Raw genomic sequence first — 25,680 nt, forward strand, 5'->3', positions numbered from 1 at the left:
AGCTTCATACAAAAACGAACCGATGAATTGGTTCGTTTTTACCTCACCTTGTTTTACCCTTGAAGCTGCTCCCATTCTTTTCTTAGGCGCTCAAGCTTTCGTTTGCTGCGTTCTACCTGGATATCATCTTTTTGCTCGATGGCTTCATGAAGCGTAGAAAGCTCATAATCAACCTCTAATCTCCACACAGCAATGCGATTCTTCTTCTCTTGTCTATACCCATGCTTCACGATTTGCTTCATTGGTCAACGCCCCTTCCAGAGAATGATTCATTCCTTGTCAGTTTTCATTGATAAAAAATACAATCGATAAGAGAAATGGTTCTTGCTTATATCGTATGAAGCGATCGCATAACCGCAACGACATTCTGAAAATTGTGTTTTTACCTATTTGTTATGTACCACAAAATCGATGTTTTTAAACGCCGAACCAAGATCCCTGCTATCTTTCTCTTTAAAGTGCATCTTTTTTTGAGCTTGACCCAAGCTATGATAAAATATGATCAGCGAAAAGATACAGGAGGCATAACATGAGTGAAATGCGTTTTAGAGATGAAGATTTTGAAACATTCACAGTAGACGGTTTAGATGAACGTATGGCCGTATTAAAAGAGAGAGTCCGTCCAAAGCTTGAAGCACTTGGTGAACATTTTGCACCGCTTCTTTCTTCTATTACAGGAGACGAAATGTTTGTCCACGTGGCAAAACATGCAAGAAGATCAGTCAACCCGCCAAATGACACTTGGGTGGCTTTCGCTAACAGTAAGCGTGGGTATAAAAAGCTCCCTCATTTTCAAATTGGGCTTTGGAAAACTCATGTATTTGTATGGTTTGCGCTCATTTATGAATCTCCAGTAAAAGGTGAATATGGGCAATTATTCGAAAAAGAGCTGGACACGATCCAAAAGAAAATACCGCAAGACTTTGTTTGGTCTAAGGATCATATGAAACCGGACGTCCTCCGCCACAGCGAACTTGATGCTGAACAGCTGAGAACACTATTTGAACGTGTTCAAACAGTCAAAAAGGCCGAACTCCTTTGCGGCATCCAGCTTCCTAGAGAAGAAGTTGTTCAAATGAATAATGAAGAATTCTTATCAAAAATTGAAGATGCCTTCCGCACAGTAACTTATCTATACCGCTTTACACAAAAAGAATCTGTATAAAAAAACGAGCCTATGTTGGCTCGTTTCAGATTGTTGACAAAGGGCTAAAATGAACTTTATTTTAGCCCTTTGTCTTCTTTTCAGCGTGATAGAAGGCCCTTGAAGTCTAGGAAGGACAGCTACTTTTACGGAGCGAATTTGTCATTCGTGAGCACCAGCGCGCAGGACTGACAACGAATGCGAGGGTTTGTCTACACGCTGAAACGAGCCTATATTGGCTCGTTTTTTACATCCGTATCATAGCTGTTTCTTCAGCCTCTCTTGCACTTTTTACTGTGCGATAAGGGGAATACCCACTTCCCTTTTCAAACGCCGCACAATGCGTCTTTTCTTCTGCTTTTGATGGTACAACTTCTTTAAATCGTTTATAAGCCTCTAGTAACGCTTGTTTCGCAATTCCTGTTTCATAGGCCTTTTCAACGGCTTGAAAAAATGAAATGACCGCCATCTTTTCTTCAGTTGTCCAGTCGACGTCCATTGGATATTGATATTCCATTTACTTGTCCCTCACTTTAATCCACATTTCTTATTTGAACTTTTATTATAGCATCTGTTTGATCAGAATCCGATTGATTTTATGCTTTACATTCCGATCAGTTCATAATATAATTCTTTTGTTTTATGCAATGAAATCTGCTGTTATTGGGATAATAATAGCAGGTATTTCGATGAAGGTGGGAAAGCAATTGTCACAACATGATACACCCTTATACACTGGACTAAAAAAACACGCTTCAACCAATCCAGTCCAATTTCACATTCCAGGCCATAAAAAAGGAGCCGGAATGGACCCTGAATTTAGAGCATTCATTGGAGACAATGCATTAAGCATTGACCTTATTAATATAGAACCTCTTGATGATTTACATTCGCCTCGAGGAATGATCAAAGAAGCACAGGAGCTTGCAGCAGAAGCATTTGGTGCAGACCATACGTTTTTCTCTATACAAGGAACAAGCGGTGCGATCATGACAATGGTGATGACCGTCTGTGGCCCTGGAGACAAAATTATTGTTCCACGTAATGTCCATAAGTCGATTATGTCTGCTATTGTATTTTCTGGTGCAGTACCTGTTTTTATTCACCCGGAAATTGACAAAGAGCTTGGCATCTCACATGGCATCACGCCAGAGTCAGCTAAAAGAGCGCTGACTAAACATCCAGATGCGAAAGGGCTGCTTGTGATTAACCCAACGTATTTTGGTATTTCAGCTGATTTAAAAACCATTGTAGAGATTGCTCATTCATATGACGTACCTGTTCTTGTAGATGAGGCACATGGTGTGCATATTCATTTTCACGATGAGCTTCCATTGTCTGCGATGCAGGCGGGAGCTGATATGGCAGCAACAAGTGTGCATAAACTTGGCGGCTCTCTCACCCAAAGCTCGATTTTAAATATAAAAGAAGGGCTTGTTTCAAAGGATCGAGTACAATCTATTTTAAGCATGCTGACAACTACGTCTACTTCTTATTTGCTTTTAGCCTCCCTGGATGTCGCTAGAAAGCGATTAGCGACTGAAGGAAAGGCACTTGCAGATGAAGCCATTCGATTAGCTGAATCAGCAAGAACTCGTTTAAACGAAATTGAAGGTATTACTTGTATTGGTCAAGAAATTCTCGGTTCACCTTCTACTTACGATTATGACCCAACAAAATTAATCATCTCCATTAAAGACCTTGGACTGAATGGCCATGATGTGGAGAAATGGCTGAGAGAAAGCTACCGAATTGAAGTAGAGCTCTCTGACCTATACAATATTTTATGTATCGTGACGCCTGGCGATTGTGATGAGACGATTGATACGCTTGTAACGGCTATGAAGGAAATTGCGGCCACCTCTGCACGTCAAGGCGGCAAACAAGCCGTGACAGAAGTGTTACTGCCTGAAATCCCTTCGCTTGCGATGACGCCGCGTGACGCTTTTTACGCAACAACGGAAGTCATTCCATTTAAAGAAGCGGCTGGCCGGATCATTGCAGAATTTGTCATGGTTTATCCGCCTGGTATTCCTATTTTTATACCAGGAGAAATCATCACAGAAGAAAATATCTCCTATATCTTTAAAAATATCGAAATCGGTCTTCCTGTTCAAGGACCAGAAGATTCCACACTAGATATGATTCGTGTCATTAAAGAACAAAAAGCCATTTTATAAAAAAGAAACATGCAGCCCCAATTGGAGCTGCATGCTTTTTTATTTATTCAGAGGCTTCATCACAGCAATGACAGTGACCACATGTTCCATAAAGTGTTGTCACTTTTTCATTTTCAAATTGATCAATGGTTTCATTGCAATCTTGACAAATAATTGTACCCACTTGTACATTCCCCTTTTCTTTACTCAAAGTTTGAAAGCGTTTAATCTATTTCATATCTCTATAATATGATGTCACATTTAAGTTGTCAACGGTTAATTGTATGACACAATTAATCATTTTTTATAAAAATATGTTTTTTTCTCATCATATTGAGGAAACGTTTCAAATGTATTTTGCTTCATATCAATTCTGTAACAATTGAGTAACAATCGAAAATTGTCAAAAAGGACGTGATACACTAGAGTGACTAACAGGGAACTGGCTCCTAAAAATGTTGGTACAACCCCAAAGGATTTTGAGGTGAATAGATTGAATTTTATGAGGACCCTTCTCATTATATTCCCTATGCTCTTTGTACTTAGTTCATGCTCATTTGCGTATATCATACCGAATCAGACAGACCAGGTCAGTCATATTCAAAAGCCAAGAATTCTCTTTTTTACTGATGCAGAAAATCTTGATAAAGAAAGTCCTTATTATGACGCAGTGCTCGATTTAAAAAATGAATATCCGAAGGAAATGTCCAAGATGATTGTCAAAGAAGATCGTAAAGGCTGGAAAAATGAAGTAGACGAACTGCCGGCTATTTTACTTGTCAATAATGAAAAGGTCATTGTGAAGGTGGAAGGTAATGTCCGAAGTAAAGAGGATATCTTATCACCCATATGCCAAGCATTAGATCGAGTGAATACAAATTAACGGTTCGACTTTGCACTTATATATCCATATGAAAAAAGCCCTCAGCTCATGAGGGTTTTTCGTTTTCAGCGAGGTTTCACATACATAAAAAAACCCTCTCCGTGTGGAGAGGGTTTCAACGTTCATTATTTTACGATATGGATTGGGCTTCCGATTGCTACTTCAGCCGTTTCCATTGTGATTTCACCTAAAGTTGGGTGAGCGTGAATTGTCATTGCGATATCTTCAGCTGTCACACCAGCTTCAATTGCAAGGCTAAGTTCTGAAATCATATCAGAAGCGCCAACACCTGCAATTTGTGCACCGATCACAAGACCATCCTCTTTACGAGTGATCATCTTCATGAAGCCATCAGTTGCATCAAGAGAAAGTGCACGTCCGTTTGCTGCGAATGGGAATTTCGCTGCAACGATATCGATTCCTTCTTCTTTTGCTTCTGCTTCAGTGTATCCAACAGTTGCAAGTTCTGGCTCAGAGAATACAACAGCAGGAATACCAAGGTAATCAATTTCAGCTGGCTCTCCAGCGATTGCTTCAGCAGCAATTTTACCTTCGTAAGAAGCTTTGTGTGCAAGTGGTGGTCCATCAACGATGTCACCAATTGCATAGATGTTTGAAACGCTTGTACGGCATTGTTTGTCAGTTTTGACAACTCCGCGGTCTGTCAATTCAACACCAACTTGCTCAAGACCAAGCTCATCTGTGTTTGGACGACGACCAACAGTCACAAGTACGTAGTCAGCATCGACAGTTTTTTCTTCACCTTTTACTTCGAAAGTAACAGTGACACCGTCAGATTTTTCTTCAACGCCTTTTGCAAGAGCGTTTGTGTGAATTTCAACGTTTCCTTTTTTCTTCAGGTTACGTTTCACTAATGAGCTCATTTGCTTTTCAAAACCTGGAAGGATTTCGTCTCCACCTTCAAGGATGACAACTTCTGTTCCAAAGTTCGCATAAGCAGTACCAAGCTCAGTACCGATGTATCCACCACCGATGACAACTAACTTTTTAGGTACTTCTTTAAGCGCTAAAGCACCAGTTGAGTTGATCACGCGGTCTGTGTATTTAAATGTAGGCAATTCGATTGGACGAGATCCAGTTGCAAGAATTGCATTTTTAAATGTATAAGTCTGCGCTGAATTTTCATCCATGACACGTACAGAGTTGCTGTCTACGAAATAAGCTTCACCTTTGACGATGTCTACTTTATTTCCTTTTAGAAGACCTTGAACTCCACCTGTTAATTTGTTTACAACAGAAGCTTTCCACTCTTGAACTTTTGTGAAATCAACTGTTACGTTTTCAGCTTTGATACCCATGTCTTCAGAATGCTTTGCATTCTCGAAACGATGTCCAGCATTGATCAATGCTTTTGAAGGGATACAGCCGACGTTTAGACATACGCCGCCAAGTGTTCCTTTTTCAACGATTGTTACTTTTTGTCCTAGCTGTGCAGCACGAATAGCAGCTACATATCCACCAGGACCTGCACCGATGACAAGAGTATCTGTTTCGATTGGGAAATCTCCTACTACCATGAATTTACGCCTCCATTAAAATTAATTGTGGATCATTCAATAAACGCTTGATGTGGTTAAGGGCATTTTGCGCAGTAGCTCCATCAATCATACGGTGGTCAAAGCTTAGGGAAAGAGCTAAGACTGGAGCTGCAACGATTTCGCCATCACGAACAACCGCTTTTTCAGCGATACGGCCAATACCAAGGATCGCTACTTCTGGGTGGTTGATGACTGGAGTAAACCATTGTCCACCAGCAGAACCGATGTTTGTGATTGTGCAAGATGCACCCTTCATTTCAGCTGGAGCCAATTTACCATCACGTGCTTTTGTTGCAAGCTCGTTGATTTCGTTAGATACTTCGAAAATCGCTTTGCGATCTGCATTTTTCACAACTGGAACAAGCAAGCCTTTTTCAGTATCAGCTGCAATTCCGATGTTGTAGTAATGCTTTTGAACAACTTCATCTGTTTTATCATCGATAGAAGTGTTAAGTACTGGGTACTTTTTCAAAGCAGAAGTTAGAGCTTTTACAACGTAAGGCAAGTAAGTTAACTTGATTCCTTGATCAGCTGCAACTTGTTTGAATTGTTTACGATGTGCAACAAGGTTTGTTACATCAACTTCATCCATTAATGTTACGTGAGGAGCTGTGTGCTTAGAGTTCACCATTGCTTTCGCGATCGCTTTGCGGATTCCGCTCATTTTCTCGCGAGTTTCTGGGAATTCTCCTTCTAGAACTGGAGCTGCTGCCGCTTTTGGAGCTGCTTCTTCTTTCGCACTTTCAGCTGCTTGAGGTGCTGCTTCTTGAGTTGCTGCAGAACCGCCATTAAGGAAGCTGTCGATATCTTCTTTTAGCACGCGGCCATTTTTACCAGTACCTGCAACTTTGTAAATTTCAACGCCTTTTTCACGCGCATATTTACGTACAGATGGCATAGCAATAACGCGTTTGTTAGGATCAGCATCTACTTGCTCTTGTGCGCCAGCACCAGTTGCTGCTGCCGCTTCTTCTTGAGCAACTTCTTTCTTTTCAGGCTCGTTACCAGCTTCAGCAGTACCTTGTACTTGAGCTTCAGTTTTCGCTTCGCCTTCTTCTTCGCTGCCTTTAAATTGAAGATTTTCGTAACCAGGTGCATCAAACGTAATGATTGTTTGTCCTACAGTTGCAACTGTTCCCTCTTCAACTTTTAATTCTAATACTTTTCCTTTAACAGGTGAAGGAATTTCTACAACTGCTTTATCATTTTGTACCTCTGCTAAAACGTCATCTTCATTGATTTCGTCGTTTGGTTTTACAAACCACTTAACGATCTCACCTTCGTGGATACCTTCTCCGATGTCCGGAAGTTTAAATTCAAATGCCACTGTTTTTCGCCTCCTAGATTATGTTAAACCCTTGTTCTGTCAACATTACACGGTCATGTAATTGATAAAGGGGAAGAGAAATAAATTCTTTTCCCCTCTGTCATTTAATTAAAATTCAAGAACTTTCTTAGCTGTTTCAAGCACGTCTTTATGGTTTGGAAGCCATACGCTCTCAGCTTGAGAGAAAGCAAATACAGTATCAGGTGCAGCTACACGAAGTACTGGTGCTTCTAGACTAAGAATTGCTCTATCATTGATTTCAGCTACTACGTTTGCTGCAATACCAGCTTGTTTTTGCGCTTCTTGAACAACGATCGCACGACCTGTTTTTTCAACAGAAGCGATGATTGTTTCAATATCAAGCGGGCTCACTGTACGAAGGTCAACGACCTCAGCAGAAACGCCTTCTTTTTCAAGTTCTTCAGCAGCTTTAAGTGATTCGTGAACCATTGCACCGTAAGTGATGATTGAAAGGTCAGAACCTTCACGTTTCACGTCAGCTTTACCGATTTCAATTGTGTACTCTTCTTCAGGAACTTCCTGACGGAAAGAACGATAAAGTTTCATATGCTCAAGGAATACAACCGGATCGTTGTCACGGATTGCAGAAATTAATAGTCCTTTTGCATCGTAAGGTGTTGAAGGAATAACAACCTTGATACCAGGCTGTTGTGCAATAAGACCTTCTAAGCTATCAGCGTGAAGCTCAGGTGTGTGAACTCCTCCGCCAAATGGAGAACGGATTGTCACTGGAGAATGCCAGCGTCCACCAGAACGGTAACGCATACGAGCCATTTGTCCAGAAACAGAATCTAATACTTCGTAAACGAATCCGAAGAATTGAATTTCCATTACTGGGCGGAATTCTTGTAGTCCAAGGCCAATTGCAAGACCGCCAATACCAGATTCAGCAAGTGGAGTATCGAATACACGATCCTCACCAAACTCTTTTTGCAATCCTTCAGTCGCACGGAATACGCCGCCGTTTTTACCAACGTCTTCTCCGAAAACAAGAACGTTTTCGTCATTTTTCAGTTCTGTGCGTAACGCATCAGTGATCGCTTGAATCAATGTCATTTGCGCCATGGCTTACTTCGACTCCTTCTGTTTGTAGATTTCAAGCTGTTCAACCAAGTTAAATGGTTTCACATCGTACATGTTTTCAATCAAATCAGTGACTTTCTGCTTAGGCTGTTCGTCAGCTTCTTTGATTGCTTGTTTGATTTGTTCTTTTGCATCTTCGATGACTTTATTCTCTTCTTCTTCAGACCAAAGGCCTTTGTTTTCCAAGAATTTGCGGTAGCGTACCAATGGATCTTTTTGCTCCCACTCATTTTCATCTTCTTTTGTACGATATCTTGTTGGATCGTCACCAGCCATTGTATGTGGGCCGTAACGGAATGTAAGAGTTTCAATTAATGTTGGACCTTCACCATTTACAGCACGCTCACGAGCTTCAGCAGTCGCTGCGTATACAGCTAATGCATCCATACCGTCAACTTGTACGCCTACGATACCAGCTGCAGCTGCTTTTTGTGCAATCGTTTGTGCAGCAGATTGCTTTTCAACAGGTGTAGAGATCGCATATCTGTTGTTTTGGACAACAAAAATCGCTGGCGCTTTGTAAGCCCCTGCAAAGTTAATACCTTCGTAGAAATCACCTTGTGAAGCTCCACCATCACCAGTGTAAGTGATTGCAACAGCATTTTTACCGCGCTTTTTCAAACCAAGAGCTACACCAGCAGCTTGAATGATTTGTGCACCGATAATGATTTGCGGAGAAAGTGCATTCACATCTTCAGGCATTTGGTTTCCAACAAAGTGTCCACGAGAGAACAAGAATGCTTTTGTTAGTGGAAGACCATGCCAGATTAATTGTGGCACATCACGATATCCTGGAAGAATGAAATCTTCTTTCTCAAGTGCAAAGTGAGTTGCAAGCTGAGAAGCTTCTTGTCCAGCTGTTGGCGCATAGAAGCCAAGACGTCCTTGACGGTTCAATGAAATTGAACGTTGATCTAATACACGTGTAAACACCATACGGCGCATTAATTCTTTTAATTGGTCATCTGAAAGATCTGGCATTGCCGCTTCGTTTACGACTTCGCCTTTTTCGTTTAAAATTTGGAACGTTTCAAACTGCTTTTTGATGGCATCGAATTGCTTTTTGCTATCAACAATTGCTTTTTTTGTTTTTGCAGCCATTCTAAAGTCACCTCTTCCTTTCTTTTAACAGTCAATTTGTCGTGAATCCATTTATACATACAGATATAGGATAACCCAAAATGCTCATATGACTCCTGTATATAATAGCCACAAAGATCATTGTCGAAACATTGGATGATCGCTTGCTTTTGAGTTTTTCTAACTGTATTAACGATAGTTCACAAAAAACTAATACAACTTCTGTTAACAAGGAATAGTTTACAACAAGAAAAATAGTCCGTCAATTGATTTAACGGCTTTATTTAAATAAATGTATTCGCTTTACTTTTTATGGTGACCTGTATCAATCTGTTTAATCAACAGCATAAACTGTACTAGTATAGAGTGGGTCACTGTACTACAATAGCACATGTTTGTTTTTGTCGAAAAATAAAAAAAGAGCTATTTTTAGCTCTTTTGATCATGATGGACAAAGGGCTAAAATGAACTTCATTTTAACCCTTTCTCTTCTTTTCAGTTTGACATCTTGGAAAAACGAGTAACGACACGCAGGCACTTTGTGAGTAGCAGCGATAAACAAAACTAGCAGCAAATATGCAAGTACTGTTTTTAACTGTTTTGTGATTCTTTCTGAGCTGTTTTGTATAAAGCTTGTTTATATTCGTTCAATTGATCTGTATATTGATTGAACTTCTTGCTTTCTTTTCTCACTTTACTATAGGAACGATTGACTGTTTTCAGTTTGGATTTCAGTTCAGCGTATCCTAAGTCTTTTCTTTTTAAAGATTCATACAAGTGCTTGTCTTGTTTCAGCGCCTTTTGATACTCACGGTAAAGCTGATCATACGATGCATATCTTTTTTCAATTGATTTGACTGTTTGTTCTGCTTTGTCTTTTACTTCCGCATCTTTTATCTGTCCAGCGAATTCTTTTACAGATTGAAATTCTTTTTTCGATTGATCCATGCTGTCTTTTTCTGTTTTTAAATGTTCTTCACGCTTTTCTGCCGATGCTAATGCTTGATCAGACAAGCTTGAGACTGTTTTTGTGTGGTCTTTTGTTGTTTGAATCATTTTTTTATACAACTGCTGCTCTTTTTTCTCATAGCTTTGCAGTGCGCCTTGTTCTTTTTCAAAGGATGCTTCTTTTTCGCTCATTTTCGTCATGGCATCTTGCATCTCATAAAGCGGATTTTGACCTCCGCAACCCGCAAGCAAGAGGGTACATATCCCCGCTAAAGCTGCACCTGCTTTTATTCTTCTTTTCATCTGTTTCAATTACAAGGTCCCCCTTTACATCTCCACATACCACTATAATTTTTCAGGGCGGTTGTGACAAGGAAAGAGGCTGGGTTTTTGAGGGGAAAGAAGATTTTTTTCATGCTCTAGGCTCATGACTATACAAATAGTGCATTCATACATAGTTTATATTACACGCTTCGCCTTCACTTATGAGAGGCCGAGTGTATTTCCAAAGGAGGTCAAAAGTATGTCTAATTATAGTCATGGAAGTATGTATGGTGGATACGGCGGTTACGGTTATGGATACGGCGGCGGTTGTTGCTATCCAAGTTATGGTGGTGGATACGGTTGCGGTTACGGTGGTGGACGTACATTCGCTTTAATCGTCGTCCTATTCATTCTATTGATCATTGTTGGCGCAGCATTCTTAGGCGGCGGTGGCTGCTGCTAATGGCTGAATAAGCCTCTGACCGGTCTCATACGACCGGTCTTCTTTATTTCATTGCATATGTCGTGTATCATTTTATATACTTTACATACAAAGGAAATAGGAGTGAAGTTTTGTGATTACCATGGATGATATCGTACGAGACGGGCATCCCGTCTTAAGACAAACAGCTGAAGCGGTCGAACTCCCGCCAACAGAAGAAGAAAAACAGCAATTAGCTGACATGATTGAATTTGTCAAAAACAGTCAGGATGCAGACATTGCTGAAAAATATGAACTTAGACCCGGTGTTGGCCTAGCAGCTCCTCAAATCAATATCAGTAAACGAATGATCGCTGTTCACTGTGAAGACGAGGGCGGAGAACTTTACAGCTATGCATTATTCAATCCACGCATTGTTAGCCATTCAGTCAAAAGAGCTTATTTAGCTACTGGAGAAGGCTGTTTATCTGTTGATGAAGCCATCCCTGGATTCGTCCCGCGCTATGAAAAAATCAGGGTGAAAGGTACAACGCTTGAAGGTGAAGACATTGATATTCGCCTCAAAGGGTTTCCGGCCATCGTTTTTCAGCATGAAATTGACCACTTAAATGGCATTATGTTTTATGATCATATTCAAAAAGATCATCCATTCGCCGAGCCAGACAACGCGGTTGCGATCGGCAGATCATAAAATAAAAACAAGACCCGTCCATCAGCGGGTCTTGTTTTTTATTCTTCAATAAGGCCTAATTCAGTCACAGCGTGGAATATGCCATCCTCATCTACAGGTTTGGTGACAAAGTCAGCTAATGTTTTTAATTCATTGACTGCATTCCCCATTGCAACGCCTGTTCCAACAAACGAAATCATTTCTCGATCGTTCAGCCCGTCACCGAAGGCAATTGTGTCCTTTTGATCGTACGGAAGTCTTTCAATGACTCGTTTAATTCCTTCAGCCTTTGATCCACCTTTTGGCAGGACATCAGTAGACAGCTCATGCCACCTGACGAGATCAATTTCTTCACGGAACGCTTCATATTGGTGTTCCTCTTCTGCTTTACAAAATAGCAGCATTTGATAAATGACGTTTTCTTTAAAGAATGACAAATCATGCTCGGGATGCTCTGTTTTTAAAGTGCCAATCCCTTCGTGGATAAATGGATGGTTCGGCACAGACGCCTTCATCGTCTTCTCTCCCATGAAAACAAGCGGATGATCATGTTGATCCGCTGTTTCATAAATTTTATCCATTAGCTCTTGCTTAAGCGGATTGCCGTAAATGACTTCTCCTTCGTACATGACATACTGACCGTTATAAGCAATAAATGAGTCAAGCCCTATTTCTTCTAAAATAGGTTGGATGAGAAAAGGCGAACGGCCAGATGCAATGAAGAGATGATGCCCTTTTTCTTTTAATAAACGAACAGCTCGCTTCGTTGATTCAGGTATTTTTTTATCATGGTCATATAAAGTACCGTCGATATCAAAGAAGATGACTTTTTTATTCATATCTCGTCTCCTGTCTCTTGTTATGTATACCCTCTCCCCTTCATCATACAGAAAGATCTTCACTGACGAAACCACTTCCTCTTAAAACGCCCATTTCCCACATATAACCATGTAACATTAAGTGGAAACATCATATAATACAAGTATATAGAGAGAACGGAACAAATGGCTGAATGAGACTCATACCGAAAGGAGGCGATCCGCGATGCTTCGTCGTCTGCGCAAGAAAATTCGAAGACAATGGAAGGACATGCTTCGTAAAAAATCGATTGCTTAAAAGGATCTTCCGCACATTTGCTGAAGGTCCTTTTTTCTCTGAGACTTTTCTTATGCGCGTTTTTTTAATATAATAGAATAAGCGAGTGTAACATACGGTATTTAAGGAGAGATTTGGATGATATATAAGGTATTTTTTCAGGCAAGTACGACTGAGGTACCTGTGAGAGAACACACAGATTCACTATACGTTGAAGCGGTTTCTGAAAGAGACGTACGCGATAAGTTGAAAAAACATAACTACAATATTGAATTCATTCAGCCTGTAGACGGTGCTTTTTTAGACTATGAACGAGAAAGTGAAAATTTTAAAGTATTGGAGCTATGAGAGGAATGAAATTTGTAAAAAACGATCAGGCGGCAGTTTTTGCGCTCGGCGGATTAGGCGAGATCGGTAAAAACACGTATGGCGTTCAATTTCAAGATGAAATCATTTTGATTGATGCTGGTATTAAGTTCCCTGAAGATGAACTTCTTGGAATTGATTACGTCATCCCTGACTATACGTATTTAGTTAAAAACGAAGATAAAATCAAAGGTCTTTTTATTACTCATGGACATGAAGACCACATCGGCGGTATCCCTTACCTTCTCAAGCAAGTGAATATTCCAGTTTACGGAGGCAAACTCGCAATCGGCCTACTTCGTAACAAATTGGAAGAGCATGGTCTATTAAGACAGACCAAACTTCACATCTTTGAAGAAGAAGATACGATCAAATTTAGAAAAACAGCTGTGTCTTTCTTTAGAACGACGCACAGTATCCCAGATTCTTATGGAATTGTCGTGAAGACACCTCCTGGTAACATCGTACATACAGGCGATTTCAAGTTTGACTTTACTCCTGTTGGCGAGCCTGCCAATTTAACGAAAATGGCTGAGATCGGGAAAGAAGGCGTTCTTTGTCTTCTATCTGACAGTACAAATAGTGAAATTCCAGAATTTACGATGTCCGAAAGACGTGTAGGTGAAAGCATTGATGACATCTTCAGAAAAGTAGATGGACGTATTATCTTTGCTACATTTGCATCTAACATTCACAGACTTCAGCAAGTCATCGAGTCAGCTGTTGCCAACGGCCGAAAAGTCGCTGTGTTTGGGCGCAGCATGGAGTCTGCCATTGATATTGGACAAGAGCTCGGATATATCAAATGTCCAAAAAACACATTCATTGAACACAATGAAATCAACCGCCTTCCAGCAAACAAAGTAACCATTCTTTGTACTGGTAGTCAGGGTGAACCGATGGCCGCTCTTTCACGTATTGCCAACGGTACGCACCGCCAGATTTCAATTAACCCTGGAGACACTGTTGTCTTCTCGTCTTCACCGATCCCAGGTAACAATATTAGCGTAAGCCGTACTATTAACCAGCTTTATCGTGCTGGTGCTGAAGTCATTCATGGCTCACTCAATAATATTCATACCTCTGGACACGGCGGGCAGGAAGAACAAAAGCTAATGCTCCGTTTAATTAAACCAAAATTCTTCATGCCGATTCACGGTGAGTACCGCATGCAAAAAACGCATATTAAACTTGCGAATGATTGCGGAATCCCTGAGGAAAACTGTTTTATCATGGATAACGGTGAAGTTCTTGCACTGAAAGGTGACGAAGCAAGTGTCGCTGGCAAAATTCCATCAGGCAACGTGTATATCGACGGTAGCGGTATTGGTGATATCGGCAACATCGTGTTAAGAGACCGCCGCATTCTTTCAGAAGAAGGTCTTGTCATTGTTGTTGTCAGCATGGATATGAAAGAATTCAAAATTTCTGCAGGTCCTGATTTAATCTCAAGAGGTTTTGTCTACATGAGAGAATCTGGAGACCTCATTAATGACGCGCAAGATCTCATTTCAAAGCATCTTGAAAAAGTAATGGAACGCAAGACGACTCAATGGTCAGAAATTAAGAACGAGATTACTGACACTCTTGCTCCTTTCCTTTATGAAAAAACAAGACGCCGCCCAATGATCTTACCGATTATTATGGAAGTGTAATGACGTACAAGGAGACACAGCCTTTTGACTGTGTCTCTTTTTTATGCGCAATAAAAAAACCCGCATATCTGTACGATACGTGCGGGTTCAGTCATTGTTTTACGATTGAATCGGGAGATGCTGAAAACTTCTCACATCAAACAATCCTTGTGTTGTCATTTTCACATCAGGAATGACTGGCAGTGCCAAAAAGGATAATGTCAAAAACGGATTAAAGTCTAAGACAAAGCCTGTTTCCTTTAAAGCATCATGGAGTGCATGAAGGCTCTCATTGACCGCATGTGCAGGTTGATCTGATAATAAACCGGAAATCGGTAATGGAAGCGTATGAAGAACTTCTCCGTCTTTTACAACGGTCAAACCGCCCCCTGCTTCTTTTAACGTTTCAATGGCTTTGATCATATCAGCATCATTTGTTCCAACGGCAATTAGGTTATGCGAGTCATGGGCAACTGTTGTTGCAATTGCCCCCTCTTTTAAGCCGAATCCGCTGACAACCCCTATTCCAATTTCAGATAGACCTTTGTGGCGTTCGACAAGCACTATTTTTAATACATCTCGATCAATATCACTCGTAAATTGTCCATCGCTACCAGAAGGAGATATTTGTTCTAATTTCGTTTCAAGCTGATTCGGTATAATGCGAATGACATTCATCTTTTGGTGATCTGTTATAGGCAGCGTTAGATCTTTCTCTTGAACGTCCACTGCATGTACCGATTGCATGAGCGAAGAACTTGGCGTGATCTTGTCGACACTTGGCAAATATTCTCCATGTTCAGAGACCAATTCTCCTGCGATAAAGACGCTTGTAATTCCTACCTCATGTAAGTCAGAAATGAGCATAAAGTCTGCGTCAAAGCCTGGCGCAATCGCTCCCTTTGTTTTGAGACCGAAACACTCCGCTGCATTTAAACTTCCCATTTGATATGCTAAAAAGGGGTCCAATCCTTCTTGTATCGACATCCGTACTTGTTCATCAATACTTCCTTGAGCCATTAAATCATCTAAATGTTTATCATCCGTACAAAAGAAAAAGCGTCTCGCATTCTTCTCATTGACAGCAGGTAATACGTTTTTCACGTTTTTAGCAACAGAGCCTTCTCTGAGCATGACATACATGCCTCTTTTGACACGTTCAAGGGCCTCTTGAGCTGTTGTCACCTCATGATCCGTTTGGACATTAGCTGTTCGGTACACATTAATTAATCGGTCCGTTAATCCTGCTAGATGGCCATCAATGAGTTTATGTTCATGTTGAGCATCAAGCAGTTTTTGAAGCATATCTTCTTCCGCTTGTTCCACCGCGACATAATCCATCACTTCGGCAAGACCAAGCACTTCTTTCTCCTGATAAAGAGGCTTTAAATCTTTTGCTTTTAGTGTAGCACCTGATCGTTCAAAGCTGACTGCCGGTACACAGGATGGCAGCATGAAATATATATTTAGAGCAGCTTTTCTCGCTTCTTCGAGCATAAAACGGATACCTGCAACACCGGATACATTGGCAATTTCATGCGGGTCTGTTACAACAGTTGTCACGCCGTGAGGAACGACAGCTTTGGAAAATTCAGCAGGAGTCACCATCGAGGATTCGATATGAACGTGGCCGTCAATGAAACCGGGAACAAGCATTTGACCTGTTGCATCCAGCTCCTGTTCTCCCTCATACTCCCCAATTCCTACTATTTTTCCATTTTCAACAGCGACATCAGCGTCTATCCATTCCTGGTTAAACACGTCCATAACCTTCGCATGTTTAATCACTAGGGCTGCTTTTTTTCTCTTTGCAGCTACCTCAATTTGATGTCTGAAAAGCTCCTTATCCAACGACACTGCCTCCTCCGAGTAAACAATATAATGTTTCTTATCGTAAACGAATCTGTTTGTCCAGTCAATGACATTTAGAGAAAATCAACCATATCAAAAGATTGATTTTTATTTCTGAATAGTGATAATTGGCTGAAAAATAACCATGTTCTATTTTGCTGTTCTTTTAGAAAGTAAACGGCTCTTTTCCACTTTGTTCCTCCCACAATGTCCGCCCCATATGTACACTTCTAAAGCAAAAAACACCCCTTCTCGGAGTGTTTAATAGTCGTTCTGCATTTCCCGTTTTTCAAAGCGCCCGATATCTGCCACTGCCCCAATGACAATGAGGATATCTTCTTTTTGAATCATTTCATCTGCGAGCGGTGAAACGATCACTTCTTTCCCGCGCTTAATTGCCACGATATTGATCCCGTACCTTGCACGAATGTCGAGATCTAACAAAGAGTGCCCAGCAAGTCTGCTATTGGCTACGATTTCAATAAGGCTGTACTCATCTGACAGCTCTAAATAATCAAGCACGTTGTTAGAAATAATTTTATGTGCAATCCGTCTGCCCATGTCTCGTTCAGGATGGACAATACGGTCCGCACCAATTTTATTCAAAACCTTTTCATGGTAGTCATTTTGAGCTTTCACTGTGACCATTTTGACACCAAGTTCTTTCAGCATAATCGTTGTTAAAATACTCGCCTGAATGTTTTCACCTATCGCCACGATCACATGATCAAAATTGCGAATGCCTAGGTTCTTTAAAACAGATTCGTCCGTCGAATCACCAATCACGGCATGTGATGCAATTTTAGCATATTCGTTCACACGATCTTCATTCATATCCATGGCCATGACTTCAAGTCCTTCTTCGCTTAGCGCCTTGCAGATACTTCCGCCGAAGCGTCCAAGACCAATGACTGCATATTCCTTTTTCATGTTCAGACTCCTTTTATATCACTTACCATGCATTTTACTACGGTTTGATTAATGAATCCATATGCGACCGTATTTTTTTGCGGAACGCTTCACTTAAGTAAAGGTCTGCTCCTTTTTCGATTTCACTGCGATAATGACCAGGAGGCGCAATTTCTTCGCTCTTTTTTAAAACGAGAAACGTTAAGCAGTCCTCATACACTTGATCACCTACTGTGACATCGACAAATGCTGGACGATAAGTCCCTTCATTTACACCTTCTCGTTTGTACAAATAACGAATGGCATCAAAAGGCACTTCATATAGAACACCCTCTGTTTCTCCGCCGTCTTCTACCATATCTGCTCTTGATCCATCAGGACGCACCAATGTAAACCTTGTGGTAAAACGATCAAGTGTGCCGCCGCCGATGATTTGTTTAAAATAATGATCTACTTTCGCAAGCTTAAACCTTGCATCATCCATGCAGGACCCATAGGCAAAATAATAGAAGGAAGACGGTTTGCGCTCCCATAGTTGATATGACTTCCAGCAGCCGCTTTCAATCTCCTTCAGACTCGATGCCTTCTGCTCACCTATTGTATAAGCAACGGCAACCCTTGGCCCCTGGTCTGTCATAACCTCTATTTCCTGCTGGTCATACCCTTCCTCTAGCTCATCTATCTTATGCAGCGTTTCATCACTGACCTCATACAATTCTCCATATACTGTGTTTTGTTCCGAGACAACACACACAGGGTAACCCTCATCTGTATCGTACAGTCTCCCTTTTATCCAAGCAGATGCTGCTAATGGACTGCTTTCTTTCATCAATGTCTCGTGATACTTTTCGTGCTTTAAAAGTGTCCCATACACAAATAACGTTTTTGTCTCCTTCGTCATCACACATCACATCCTCTCACCTTGCTACTATCTGCTTTTTTGATACACAGGTAAGTAAATATCAAAAGCCGTCCCTTTGCTGAGCTCGCTCTTTACATCCATTCTTCCATGGTGATCTTTTAAGATCGTCGCACAGATCGTTAAACCAAGTCCTGTACCTTCTTTTTTAGTCGAAAAGAAAGGATCATATATTTTCAGAATGTCCTCTTCGGACATTCCTTTTCCTTCATCTTGAATCGTGATTTTCCATTCATTCATCACTTTTTCTGTTGATATGTATATACTGCCGCCTTCAGGCATTGCCTCGATCGCATTTTTGATTAAGTTAATGAACAGCTGCTTCATTTGATTGGCGTCTGCTAATATCGTGCCAGCATCCTGCTTTTTAAATGGCTGTTTGAGATCAATATTTGAAAGAACGGCATTTGTGTTTAATAAGGTAATCACCTGCTCTAGCAAATCATGGAGCTGTACTTCTTGAAATTGAATCGATTGAGGTTTTGCTAAGACAAGCAGCTCACTTAAAACAAAATCAATGCGTTTAATTTCAGAAAAGATGATATCAAAATAATCGGTTCTTTCAGGATATTGCGTTTTCATCAGCTGCAAAAATCCATTGACTGAGGTGAGCGGATTTCTGACTTCATGGGCAATGCCAGCGGCTATTTGTCCTGCAACAGCCAGCTTTTGTGCCTGCATTTGCAATTGCTGATTTGATCTTTCAAGTTCAAGCTTTGCCTGCTTTTGTTTCGTGATATCTGCAACCGTTCCAATACCTCCAGTAAACTGGTGCTGTTCATCGAAATAAAGCTTATAATGCACATCTCCCCATACCTTTTTTCCTTCTTTATGGAGAAGCTGTAGCTCCACCCGCCCCTCATCCTTATGCTCTTTGATCACAGACAACAAATGCTGAACGACATGCTCTTCTTGATCAAAGTACTGATTGTACATCGTACCTAGACACTCCTCTATGTCGTAACCCGTCATTTGTTTCCATGCTTGATTTAAAAAAATGATTTCACCTTTTTCATTGGTTTCAAAGACGATTTCTTGCAAGTTATCTGTTATTCGATTCAGCCGCTCTGTCAGTTCGTGTGCTTCTTTTTCTCGTTTATTTAAATCTGAGACAAGTAAATTCAGCCGGTCCACATGGCCTGAGATGACCCAAATACCGACCAAAACAACGACTGTAAAGGCTAGATCGAGCGGCCAATTAATGTGATAGCCGCTAAGATAATAAAAGAAATCCCAGCTCAAAATTAATATAAATGCAAGAACGGATAACAGGATCCGTACTTGATATGTTTTGTTCAAATAATTCCACCTGCCGCCCTGAGATTCTTTGTCAATTGTACCATTTTCCACTTATTTTTTGAGGGAGATGCGGCATTTTTTAGGAACTTTTTTAGAAAAAATAGCCTGCTCTCAGCACAATGGGAGAGAACAGGCTATTTTTATTTACTGCTGAAGGGCTTCTTGAAGCTCTTTTAGCAGCAGTTCTGCGCCTTCAGCGCTTAATGTAATTTGACCATTTCCATACTCGTGGTTCTCAGAAGTAATCTCACCAGTCATCAGGCAGACGCCCTCTGGCTGATATTTTTTCAAGACGATTTTCTCTCCATCTATAAAAAATTCCATACTGTCTTTAATAGCGATATCAAGTGCTCTTCTCAATTCGATTGGCATCACAATACGCCCTAGTTCATCTACTTTTCTTACAACTCCGATAGATTTCAATTTCGTTCCCTCTTTCTTTCATTAGCTCAAGATCAATCTGTTTTTCACCAATTGATATATCGTAGACGTAAGAGATTCTTAAAAGGTTTCTCCTGCATAAAAATTTTTTTCAAAATCGAAAAACCAAAGGGAAAATTTATTGTGAATGTCAAAATGAGACTTGAATTTTACAGATTCATTTCAAGGTGATCACAAACCCCCACAAATGACCTCAACCCTCTGAACTTTTAAATGTAAAATTGTTTAAAACAGCAAAAATAGAGATTGGGTGAAAACATGTTTCAAAATGCCGAAATTGGAATTGATTTAGGAACAGCTAACATATTGGTTTACAGTAAAAATAAAGGAATTATTCTCAATGAACCATCCGTTGTGGCAGTAGATACGGAAACAAAAACTGTCCTTGCAGTGGGGTCAGAAGCAAAAGAGATGATTGGGAAAACACCTGGAAAAATTGTAGCGATCCGTCCGATGAAAGATGGTGTCATCGCTGATTATGATATGACAACCGATTTACTCAAACAAATTATGAAAAAAGCAGGAAAAAATATTGGGTTTACCTTTAGAAAGCCGACTGTGGTTGTTTGTACACCATCAGGTTCAACAGCTGTCGAACGCCGCGCGATCAGCGATGCTGTCAAAAATTGCGGGGCAAAGCATGTGCATTTAATTGAAGAACCCGTCGCAGCTGCAATCGGTGCTGATCTCCCGGTGGACGAGCCTGTTGCCAACGTCGTTGTAGATATTGGCGGAGGAACGACAGAGGTAGCGATCATTTCATTTGGCGGGGTTGTCTCTTGCCACTCGATCCGAATTGGCGGAGATCAACTGGATGAAGATATCATTACTTTTGTGAGAAAGAAATACAATTTACTGATCGGTGAACGGACAGCTGAACAGGTAAAAATGGAAATTGGTTATGGACTCATTGAACACGAACCTGAGTCATTAGAAGTACGTGGACGCGACCTTGTCACAGGTCTTCCAAAAACAATTACACTTGAATCAACAGAAATTCAAGGTGCTATGCGTGAATCACTTCTTCATATTTTAGAGGCGATTCGGGCTACATTAGAAGACAGCCCTCCAGAACTGAGTGGTGATATCGTAGATCGCGGCGTCATTCTAACTGGCGGTGGTGCACTATTAAACGGCATTCAAGAATGGCTATCTCAAGAAATTGTCGTCCCAGTTCATATCGCAGCAAATCCTCTTGAATCTGTCGCAATTGGAACAGGTCGTTCATTAGAAGTCATCGACAAATTGCAAAAAACATTAAAATAATCTTCATGTTCTACTTCTTTTTTCATCATTTCGATCATATCGTGATGAATGGATAAACGTGAAGGAGGAAGAACATGTTGCTTGATTTAGGTAAACGGGTCGTTGTCACAGTCATTTTAACCGGTATTATTTTAGGAGGAATGAGCCTGTCGTTTTCACATATGCCCCCTTCTAATGCACAGCCTGTGAAACAACTGAACCGCTAAAAAAGCCGCACGAAAGCGGCTTTTTTATTTTGCTTCGGGACGGCTCCCTATTTTCCTTTTCGGTCTTAAATCTGATATGATGAACATGACTAAAGGAGGGATTTTTATGAGTTCATTCGAAAAACAACTAGATCAATATGCAAAAACCATCGTTGAAGTAGGTGTAAATGTTCAAAGTGGTCAAGAAGTGGTCGTATCTGCGTTCACTGAATCTGTAGATCTTGTCCGCCTTGTGGCAAAACACGCATATGAGCGCGGAGCGAAAAACGTACATATCCGCTGGAGTGATGGTGTTCTTACCCGTTTAAAATATGAACATGCCCCACAAGATGTGTTTGAGCAATTTCCAGAATGGGAAGCACAGATGATGGAAACCATCGCAAAACGTGGCGGTGCTTTTATTACGATCTTGTCAGAAAGCCCTGATCTTCTAAGTGGCATTGACTCGAAAAAAATTGCTTCACAGCAAAAAGCTGCAGGTTCAGCACTTCATACATATCGTCAATACGTTCAATCTGACAAAGTTGCATGGACAGTCGTCGGTGCTGCATCAAAAGATTGGGCGAAAAAGATTTTCCCTGAGCATGCAGATGAAGAAGCTGTTGCATTATTATGGGACCAAATCTTTAAAGTCGCCCGCGCTGATCAGCCAGATCCTGTTGAAGCGTGGAAAAAGCATGATGAATCACTAAATGAAAAAGTAAAAGTATTAAATGAACGTCACTACCACAAGCTGCACTATGAAGCACCAGGTACAGATTTAACGATTGAACTTCCAGAACAGCATATTTGGGTAGGTGCTGGCAGCGTGAGTGAACGCGGCGTATCATTCATGGCCAATATGCCGACAGAAGAGGTCTTTACCGTACCTAAAAAAGATGGTGTAAACGGGACTGTCTCAAGCACAAAACCACTTAGTTATGCAGGAAACATTATCGATGAATTTACGTTAACCTTTGAAAATGGGCGTATTGTAGATGTGAAAGCAAAAGAGGGCGAAGACATTTTAACCTCTCTCGTTGAAACAGATGAAGGCTCACATTATCTAGGTGAGGTTGCCCTTGTACCAGATGATTCACCAATTTCTAACTCAAATATCCTCTATTACAATACACTTTACGATGAAAATGCATCCAACCACCTTGCCATCGGCAGCGGTTATGCATTTAATATCGAAGGCGGTAAAGAGATGAAACGAGAGGAATTAGACGCAGCGGGTGTGAACAGCAGTATTACACACGTCGATTTCATGATTGGTTCAAAGGAAATGAATATTGATGGAATCACAAAAGATGGTAAACGCGAACCGATTTTCCGAAATGGAAATTGGGCTTTTTAAAGAAAAAAGACATCCTCATGTGGATGTCTTTTCTTTATGTTTATGCATACAGCTCTTGTAGTCTTTTTTGAATCTCTTGATCTGATAAGAACTCATCATAAGTTGTTTGTTTATCAACGATGCCATTTGGCGTCACTTCGATAATACGGTTTGCAACTGTTTCAACAAACTGATGGTCATGAGATGAGAAGAGCATAGCCCCTTTAAAGCTCATTAGACCGTTATTCAGCGCTGTGATGGACTCTAGGTCTAAATGGTTCGTCGGCTCGTCTAACAGCAAAATATTCGCTCCAGACAGCATCATTTTTGATAACATACAACGAACCTTTTCTCCACCTGATAAGACGCTTGCTTTTTTCTTCACTTCTTCCCCAGAGAAAAGCATACGGCCTAAGAAACCACGCAGGAAGCTTTCACTTTGATCATTCGGAGAATATTGACGAAGCCAATCCACTAGATCGACATCATTTCCTTCAAAGTATTCGCTATTGTCTTTAGGGAAAAAGGCTTGAGATGTTGTCACGCCCCATTTAAACGTCCCGCTGTCTGGCTCCATTTCACCAGCAAGGATTTTAAATAAAGTAGAGACAGCAAGCTCATTACGGCTTAAGAACGCAATTTTATCCTCACGATTCATAATAAAGCTGACGTTATCCAGTACTTTTACACCGTCAATCGTTTTTGATAGACCTTCTACTTGAAGGACATCATTTCCGATTTCACGCTCTGGCGCAAAATGAACATAAGGATATTTACGAGAAGATGGTTTAATGTCATCTAGCGAAATCTTATCAAGCAATTTCTTTCTTGATGTCGCTTGCTTAGATTTAGATGCGTTCGCACTGAACCGAGCAACGAATTCTTGAAGCTGCTTAATTTGTTCTTCTTTTTTCTTGTTGGCATCCTGGCTGAGTTTTAATGCCAGCTGGCTTGATTCATACCAGAAATCATAGTTTCCGACATACACTTGAATTTTTCCAAAGTCAAGGTCTGCAATATGCGTACATACTTTGTTTAAGAAATGACGATCATGCGATACGACGATGACGGTATTTTCAAAGTTAATGAGGAACTCTTCTAACCACTGAATGGCTTGTAAGTCCAAGTGGTTCGTTGGCTCATCGAGAAGTAGAACGTCAGGTTTACCGAATAAAGCTTGTGCTAAAAGCACTTTTACCTTTTCAGATCCGCCAAGCTCAGACATTTTCTTCGATTGCAGGCTCTCTGGAATGCCAAGACCTTTTAATAGGATCGCAGCTTCACTTTCCGCCTCCCATCCGTTTAACTCAGCAAACTCACCTTCAAGCTCTGCTGCACGAATCCCGTCTTCATCTGAGAAATCAGGTTTCATATAAATCGCATCTTTTTCCTGCATCACATCATATAGACGTTTGTGACCCATGATGACGACTTTTAACACTTCAAACTCTTCGTATTCAAAGTGGTTCTGTTTTAAAATCGCTAAACGTTCACCAGGACTCATATGAACATCGCCCGTTTGAGCCTCAATTTCTCCAGAAAGAATCTTTAAGAACGTTGATTTACCAGCTCCATTGGCACCAATTAGTCCGTAGCAGTTGCCAGGAGTGAACTTAATATTTACTTCTTCAAATAATTTACGATCAGCAAATCGCAAACTAACATTATTCACTGCAATCATTTATTAATCCTCCATCACTCATTCATCAATATGAAGTATAACATGAATAACGATTGATAGAAACGTCTCTCACTAAGAACAAAGGCTTTTTGTCCAATATGGTATAATAAGTGGGAATGTTTTTGTTGAAGGAGTTCGGGCGATTTGAGATTACTCACACTCATGGAATACTGTTTATTGATTTTCTTTATGGGCATTTATTTATCGGCGACTGGCTTTAATGCAAGAGACTTTGGCCTTTATATTGGGCTTGTCCTCATTTACACACTGGTCCATATCTTTTCAAAACGCTTTTTACAAAAGCGCGGAAAAGACAATGTGAAAATTGGATTATTCCGTTCTGTTTTGGCGATTACTGGGTCCGTTTTCGCTTCTGTTTTGGCCATTGTCATCATTGTCACGATGCTCACACCAAATTAAAAACGACCCTACATGAAGGGTCGTCCATTCAAGCACCTTTCTTACGCATTGAGAAAGGTGTATTTATTGTGTTTGTCGAATATCGCCAAATGGGAAGAAAACAAATTCTGATGTGCCGACAATCCGATCCTTTTCAATGAGTCCGAGTCCATTTCGACTGTCCATAGAATTCAGTCTGTTGTCACCCATAACAAAGTAATCGTTTTTAGGTACTTTCACTGGACCAAAATCTCCTGTTAAATGTACCTCATACTCTTTGGCATGTGCCTTGTTCTCTTTTAAATAAGGCTCATCTACTTTTTTACCATTAATGTAAAGCGTATCATCCTTCATTTCAATCGTGTCGCCTGGAAGGCCGATCAATCGTTTGACATAATGAATTTTCTGACCGTCTTTTCCATTAATAATCACGATGTCACCACGTTTGACTCCACCGAGATAGTTGATGGTTTTGTTAACAAACAGCTTTTCTCCATCATGAAGGGTTGGTTCCATTGACTCTCCTTCCACCACATACGGCTCAAAAATAAACGTACGGATGATGAGGACGAGGGCAAGTGCAATTAAAATGGCTTTGATCCATTCAAACAGAGAACTTTTCTTCTCTTTTTTGGCTTGTTTCTCATCAGATTGAATGTCATTTTCGTTTTGTTTGTTTTCTTCGTTCAAAATACTGCTTCCTCCTAAGACTTTCT

Annotated in this window: 27 protein-coding genes; 11 read left to right on the plus strand and 16 right to left on the minus strand. The window is 40.6% G+C overall.

Annotation, left to right across the window (positions count from 1 at the left end; genetic code table 11):
- Positions 1-53: 53 nt before the first annotated feature.
- Positions 54-242 (minus strand): hypothetical protein, encoded by a 189-nt coding sequence (locus tag N521_RS16250; RefSeq protein WP_008345085.1) that lies wholly within the window; start codon positions 240-242, stop codon positions 54-56.
- 287 nt (positions 243-529) lie between these two features.
- Between N521_RS16250 and N521_RS16255 the strand changes: the two genes are divergently transcribed.
- Positions 530-1,165: a DUF1054 domain-containing protein gene (locus N521_RS16255; RefSeq protein ID WP_035392176.1), complete on the plus strand. Its 636-nt coding sequence runs from the start codon at positions 530-532 to the stop codon at positions 1,163-1,165.
- Between the two features lie 226 nt (positions 1,166-1,391).
- Here N521_RS16255 and N521_RS16260 read toward each other — a convergent pair whose 3' ends face one another.
- A complete protein-coding gene (locus N521_RS16260) occupies positions 1,392-1,661 on the minus strand; it encodes a UPF0223 family protein (RefSeq protein WP_008345089.1) in 270 nt (89 codons plus the stop codon).
- Between the two features lie 190 nt (positions 1,662-1,851).
- On the opposite strand from N521_RS16260, the gene N521_RS16265 reads away from it, so the two are divergent.
- Positions 1,852-3,324 (plus strand): aminotransferase class I/II-fold pyridoxal phosphate-dependent enzyme, encoded by a 1,473-nt coding sequence (locus N521_RS16265; RefSeq protein ID WP_017359394.1) that lies wholly within the window; start codon positions 1,852-1,854, stop codon positions 3,322-3,324.
- Between the two features lie 43 nt (positions 3,325-3,367).
- Here the strand turns inward: N521_RS16265 and N521_RS19430 are convergent, their stop codons facing one another.
- A complete protein-coding gene (locus tag N521_RS19430; protein ID WP_003212464.1) occupies positions 3,368-3,487 on the minus strand; it encodes a GapA-binding peptide SR1P in 120 nt (39 codons plus the stop codon).
- A 318-nt stretch (positions 3,488-3,805) separates the two neighbouring features.
- On the opposite strand from N521_RS19430, the gene N521_RS16270 reads away from it, so the two are divergent.
- Positions 3,806-4,186: a hypothetical protein gene (locus N521_RS16270; protein WP_223255627.1), complete on the plus strand. Its 381-nt coding sequence runs from the start codon at positions 3,806-3,808 to the stop codon at positions 4,184-4,186.
- A 125-nt stretch (positions 4,187-4,311) separates the two neighbouring features.
- On the opposite strand, the gene lpdA is transcribed toward N521_RS16270, so the two are convergent.
- The 5 genes from lpdA to N521_RS16295 all read right to left on the minus strand — a co-directional run bounded on the left by lpdA (position 4,312) and on the right by N521_RS16295 (position 10,516).
- On the minus strand, positions 4,312-5,724 hold the full coding sequence (gene lpdA / locus N521_RS16275; protein ID WP_003211097.1) for a dihydrolipoyl dehydrogenase: 1,413 nt from the start codon (positions 5,722-5,724) through the stop codon (positions 4,312-4,314).
- Between the two features lie 4 nt (positions 5,725-5,728).
- Positions 5,729-7,072: a dihydrolipoamide acetyltransferase family protein gene (locus N521_RS16280; RefSeq protein WP_008345100.1), complete on the minus strand. Its 1,344-nt coding sequence runs from the start codon at positions 7,070-7,072 to the stop codon at positions 5,729-5,731.
- 108 nt (positions 7,073-7,180) lie between these two features.
- Positions 7,181-8,158: a pyruvate dehydrogenase complex E1 component subunit beta gene (pdhB, locus tag N521_RS16285; RefSeq protein ID WP_007498597.1), complete on the minus strand. Its 978-nt coding sequence runs from the start codon at positions 8,156-8,158 to the stop codon at positions 7,181-7,183.
- Positions 8,159-8,161: 3 nt separating this feature from the next.
- Positions 8,162-9,277: a pyruvate dehydrogenase (acetyl-transferring) E1 component subunit alpha gene (gene pdhA / locus N521_RS16290; RefSeq protein WP_007498599.1), complete on the minus strand. Its 1,116-nt coding sequence runs from the start codon at positions 9,275-9,277 to the stop codon at positions 8,162-8,164.
- 570 nt (positions 9,278-9,847) lie between these two features.
- Entirely contained in the window at positions 9,848-10,516 is a 669-nt protein-coding gene (locus N521_RS16295; protein WP_008345105.1) for a YkyA family protein, read from the minus strand.
- 235 nt (positions 10,517-10,751) lie between these two features.
- On the opposite strand from N521_RS16295, the gene N521_RS16300 reads away from it, so the two are divergent.
- Together N521_RS16300 and def are read left to right on the plus strand one after the other, a co-directional pair.
- Positions 10,752-10,931: a YjcZ family sporulation protein gene (locus tag N521_RS16300; RefSeq protein WP_026050085.1), complete on the plus strand. Its 180-nt coding sequence runs from the start codon at positions 10,752-10,754 to the stop codon at positions 10,929-10,931.
- A gap of 112 nt (positions 10,932-11,043) precedes the next feature.
- Entirely contained in the window at positions 11,044-11,601 is a 558-nt protein-coding gene (def, locus tag N521_RS16305) for a peptide deformylase (protein ID WP_008345111.1), read from the plus strand.
- 38 nt (positions 11,602-11,639) lie between these two features.
- On the opposite strand, the gene N521_RS16310 is transcribed toward def, so the two are convergent.
- A complete protein-coding gene (locus N521_RS16310; protein ID WP_008345112.1) occupies positions 11,640-12,419 on the minus strand; it encodes a Cof-type HAD-IIB family hydrolase in 780 nt (259 codons plus the stop codon).
- 394 nt (positions 12,420-12,813) lie between these two features.
- Between N521_RS16310 and N521_RS16315 the strand changes: the two genes are divergently transcribed.
- Complete coding sequence (locus tag N521_RS16315; protein ID WP_008345114.1) at positions 12,814-13,023, plus strand: DNA-dependent RNA polymerase subunit epsilon; 210 nt, start codon at positions 12,814-12,816, stop codon at positions 13,021-13,023.
- A gap of 5 nt (positions 13,024-13,028) precedes the next feature.
- Entirely contained in the window at positions 13,029-14,696 is a 1,668-nt protein-coding gene (gene rnjA / locus N521_RS16320) for a ribonuclease J1 (RefSeq protein WP_008345116.1), read from the plus strand.
- Positions 14,697-14,795: 99 nt separating this feature from the next.
- Here the strand turns inward: rnjA and ade are convergent, their stop codons facing one another.
- From ade to N521_RS16345, 5 genes are all read right to left on the minus strand, one after another.
- A complete protein-coding gene (gene ade / locus N521_RS16325; RefSeq protein ID WP_017367173.1) occupies positions 14,796-16,526 on the minus strand; it encodes an adenine deaminase in 1,731 nt (576 codons plus the stop codon).
- A gap of 261 nt (positions 16,527-16,787) precedes the next feature.
- Positions 16,788-17,456 carry a potassium channel family protein gene (locus N521_RS16330; protein WP_008345123.1) on the minus strand — a complete coding sequence of 223 codons (669 nt, stop codon included), beginning with the start codon at positions 17,454-17,456 and terminating at the stop codon, positions 16,788-16,790.
- A gap of 37 nt (positions 17,457-17,493) precedes the next feature.
- Positions 17,494-18,336, minus strand: a complete 843-nt coding sequence (locus N521_RS16335; protein ID WP_017367171.1) for a gamma-glutamylcyclotransferase family protein — start codon at positions 18,334-18,336, stop codon at positions 17,494-17,496.
- Positions 18,337-18,363: 27 nt separating this feature from the next.
- Positions 18,364-19,653: an ATP-binding protein gene (locus tag N521_RS16340; protein ID WP_008345127.1), complete on the minus strand. Its 1,290-nt coding sequence runs from the start codon at positions 19,651-19,653 to the stop codon at positions 18,364-18,366.
- Positions 19,654-19,797: 144 nt separating this feature from the next.
- Positions 19,798-20,076, minus strand: coding sequence for an AbrB/MazE/SpoVT family DNA-binding domain-containing protein (locus N521_RS16345; RefSeq protein WP_008345129.1), 279 nt, complete (start codon positions 20,074-20,076; stop codon positions 19,798-19,800).
- Between the two features lie 276 nt (positions 20,077-20,352).
- On the opposite strand from N521_RS16345, the gene mreBH reads away from it, so the two are divergent.
- The 3 genes from mreBH (at position 20,353) to N521_RS16355 (ending at position 22,905) form a co-directional block, all read left to right on the plus strand.
- Complete coding sequence (gene mreBH / locus N521_RS16350) at positions 20,353-21,360, plus strand: rod-share determining protein MreBH (protein ID WP_017359401.1); 1,008 nt, start codon at positions 20,353-20,355, stop codon at positions 21,358-21,360.
- A gap of 74 nt (positions 21,361-21,434) precedes the next feature.
- A complete protein-coding gene (locus N521_RS19705; protein ID WP_003210922.1) occupies positions 21,435-21,566 on the plus strand; it encodes a protein YkpC in 132 nt (43 codons plus the stop codon).
- 106 nt (positions 21,567-21,672) lie between these two features.
- A complete protein-coding gene (locus N521_RS16355; protein WP_008345134.1) occupies positions 21,673-22,905 on the plus strand; it encodes an aminopeptidase in 1,233 nt (410 codons plus the stop codon).
- Between the two features lie 40 nt (positions 22,906-22,945).
- Here N521_RS16355 and N521_RS16360 read toward each other — a convergent pair whose 3' ends face one another.
- A complete protein-coding gene (locus N521_RS16360; protein ID WP_017359403.1) occupies positions 22,946-24,565 on the minus strand; it encodes an ABC-F family ATP-binding cassette domain-containing protein in 1,620 nt (539 codons plus the stop codon).
- A gap of 144 nt (positions 24,566-24,709) precedes the next feature.
- Between N521_RS16360 and N521_RS16365 the strand changes: the two genes are divergently transcribed.
- Complete coding sequence (locus N521_RS16365; protein ID WP_008345136.1) at positions 24,710-24,985, plus strand: hypothetical protein; 276 nt, start codon at positions 24,710-24,712, stop codon at positions 24,983-24,985.
- A 63-nt stretch (positions 24,986-25,048) separates the two neighbouring features.
- Here N521_RS16365 and lepB read toward each other — a convergent pair whose 3' ends face one another.
- Complete coding sequence (gene lepB, locus N521_RS16370) at positions 25,049-25,621, minus strand: signal peptidase I (protein ID WP_035392647.1); 573 nt, start codon at positions 25,619-25,621, stop codon at positions 25,049-25,051.
- Positions 25,622-25,680: the final 59 nt, after the last annotated feature.

It is taken from the genome of Bacillus sp. UNC125MFCrub1.1, assembly GCF_000701305.1.
GTDB classification, from domain to species: Bacteria; Bacillota; Bacilli; order Bacillales; family Bacillaceae; genus Bacillus; species Bacillus altitudinis.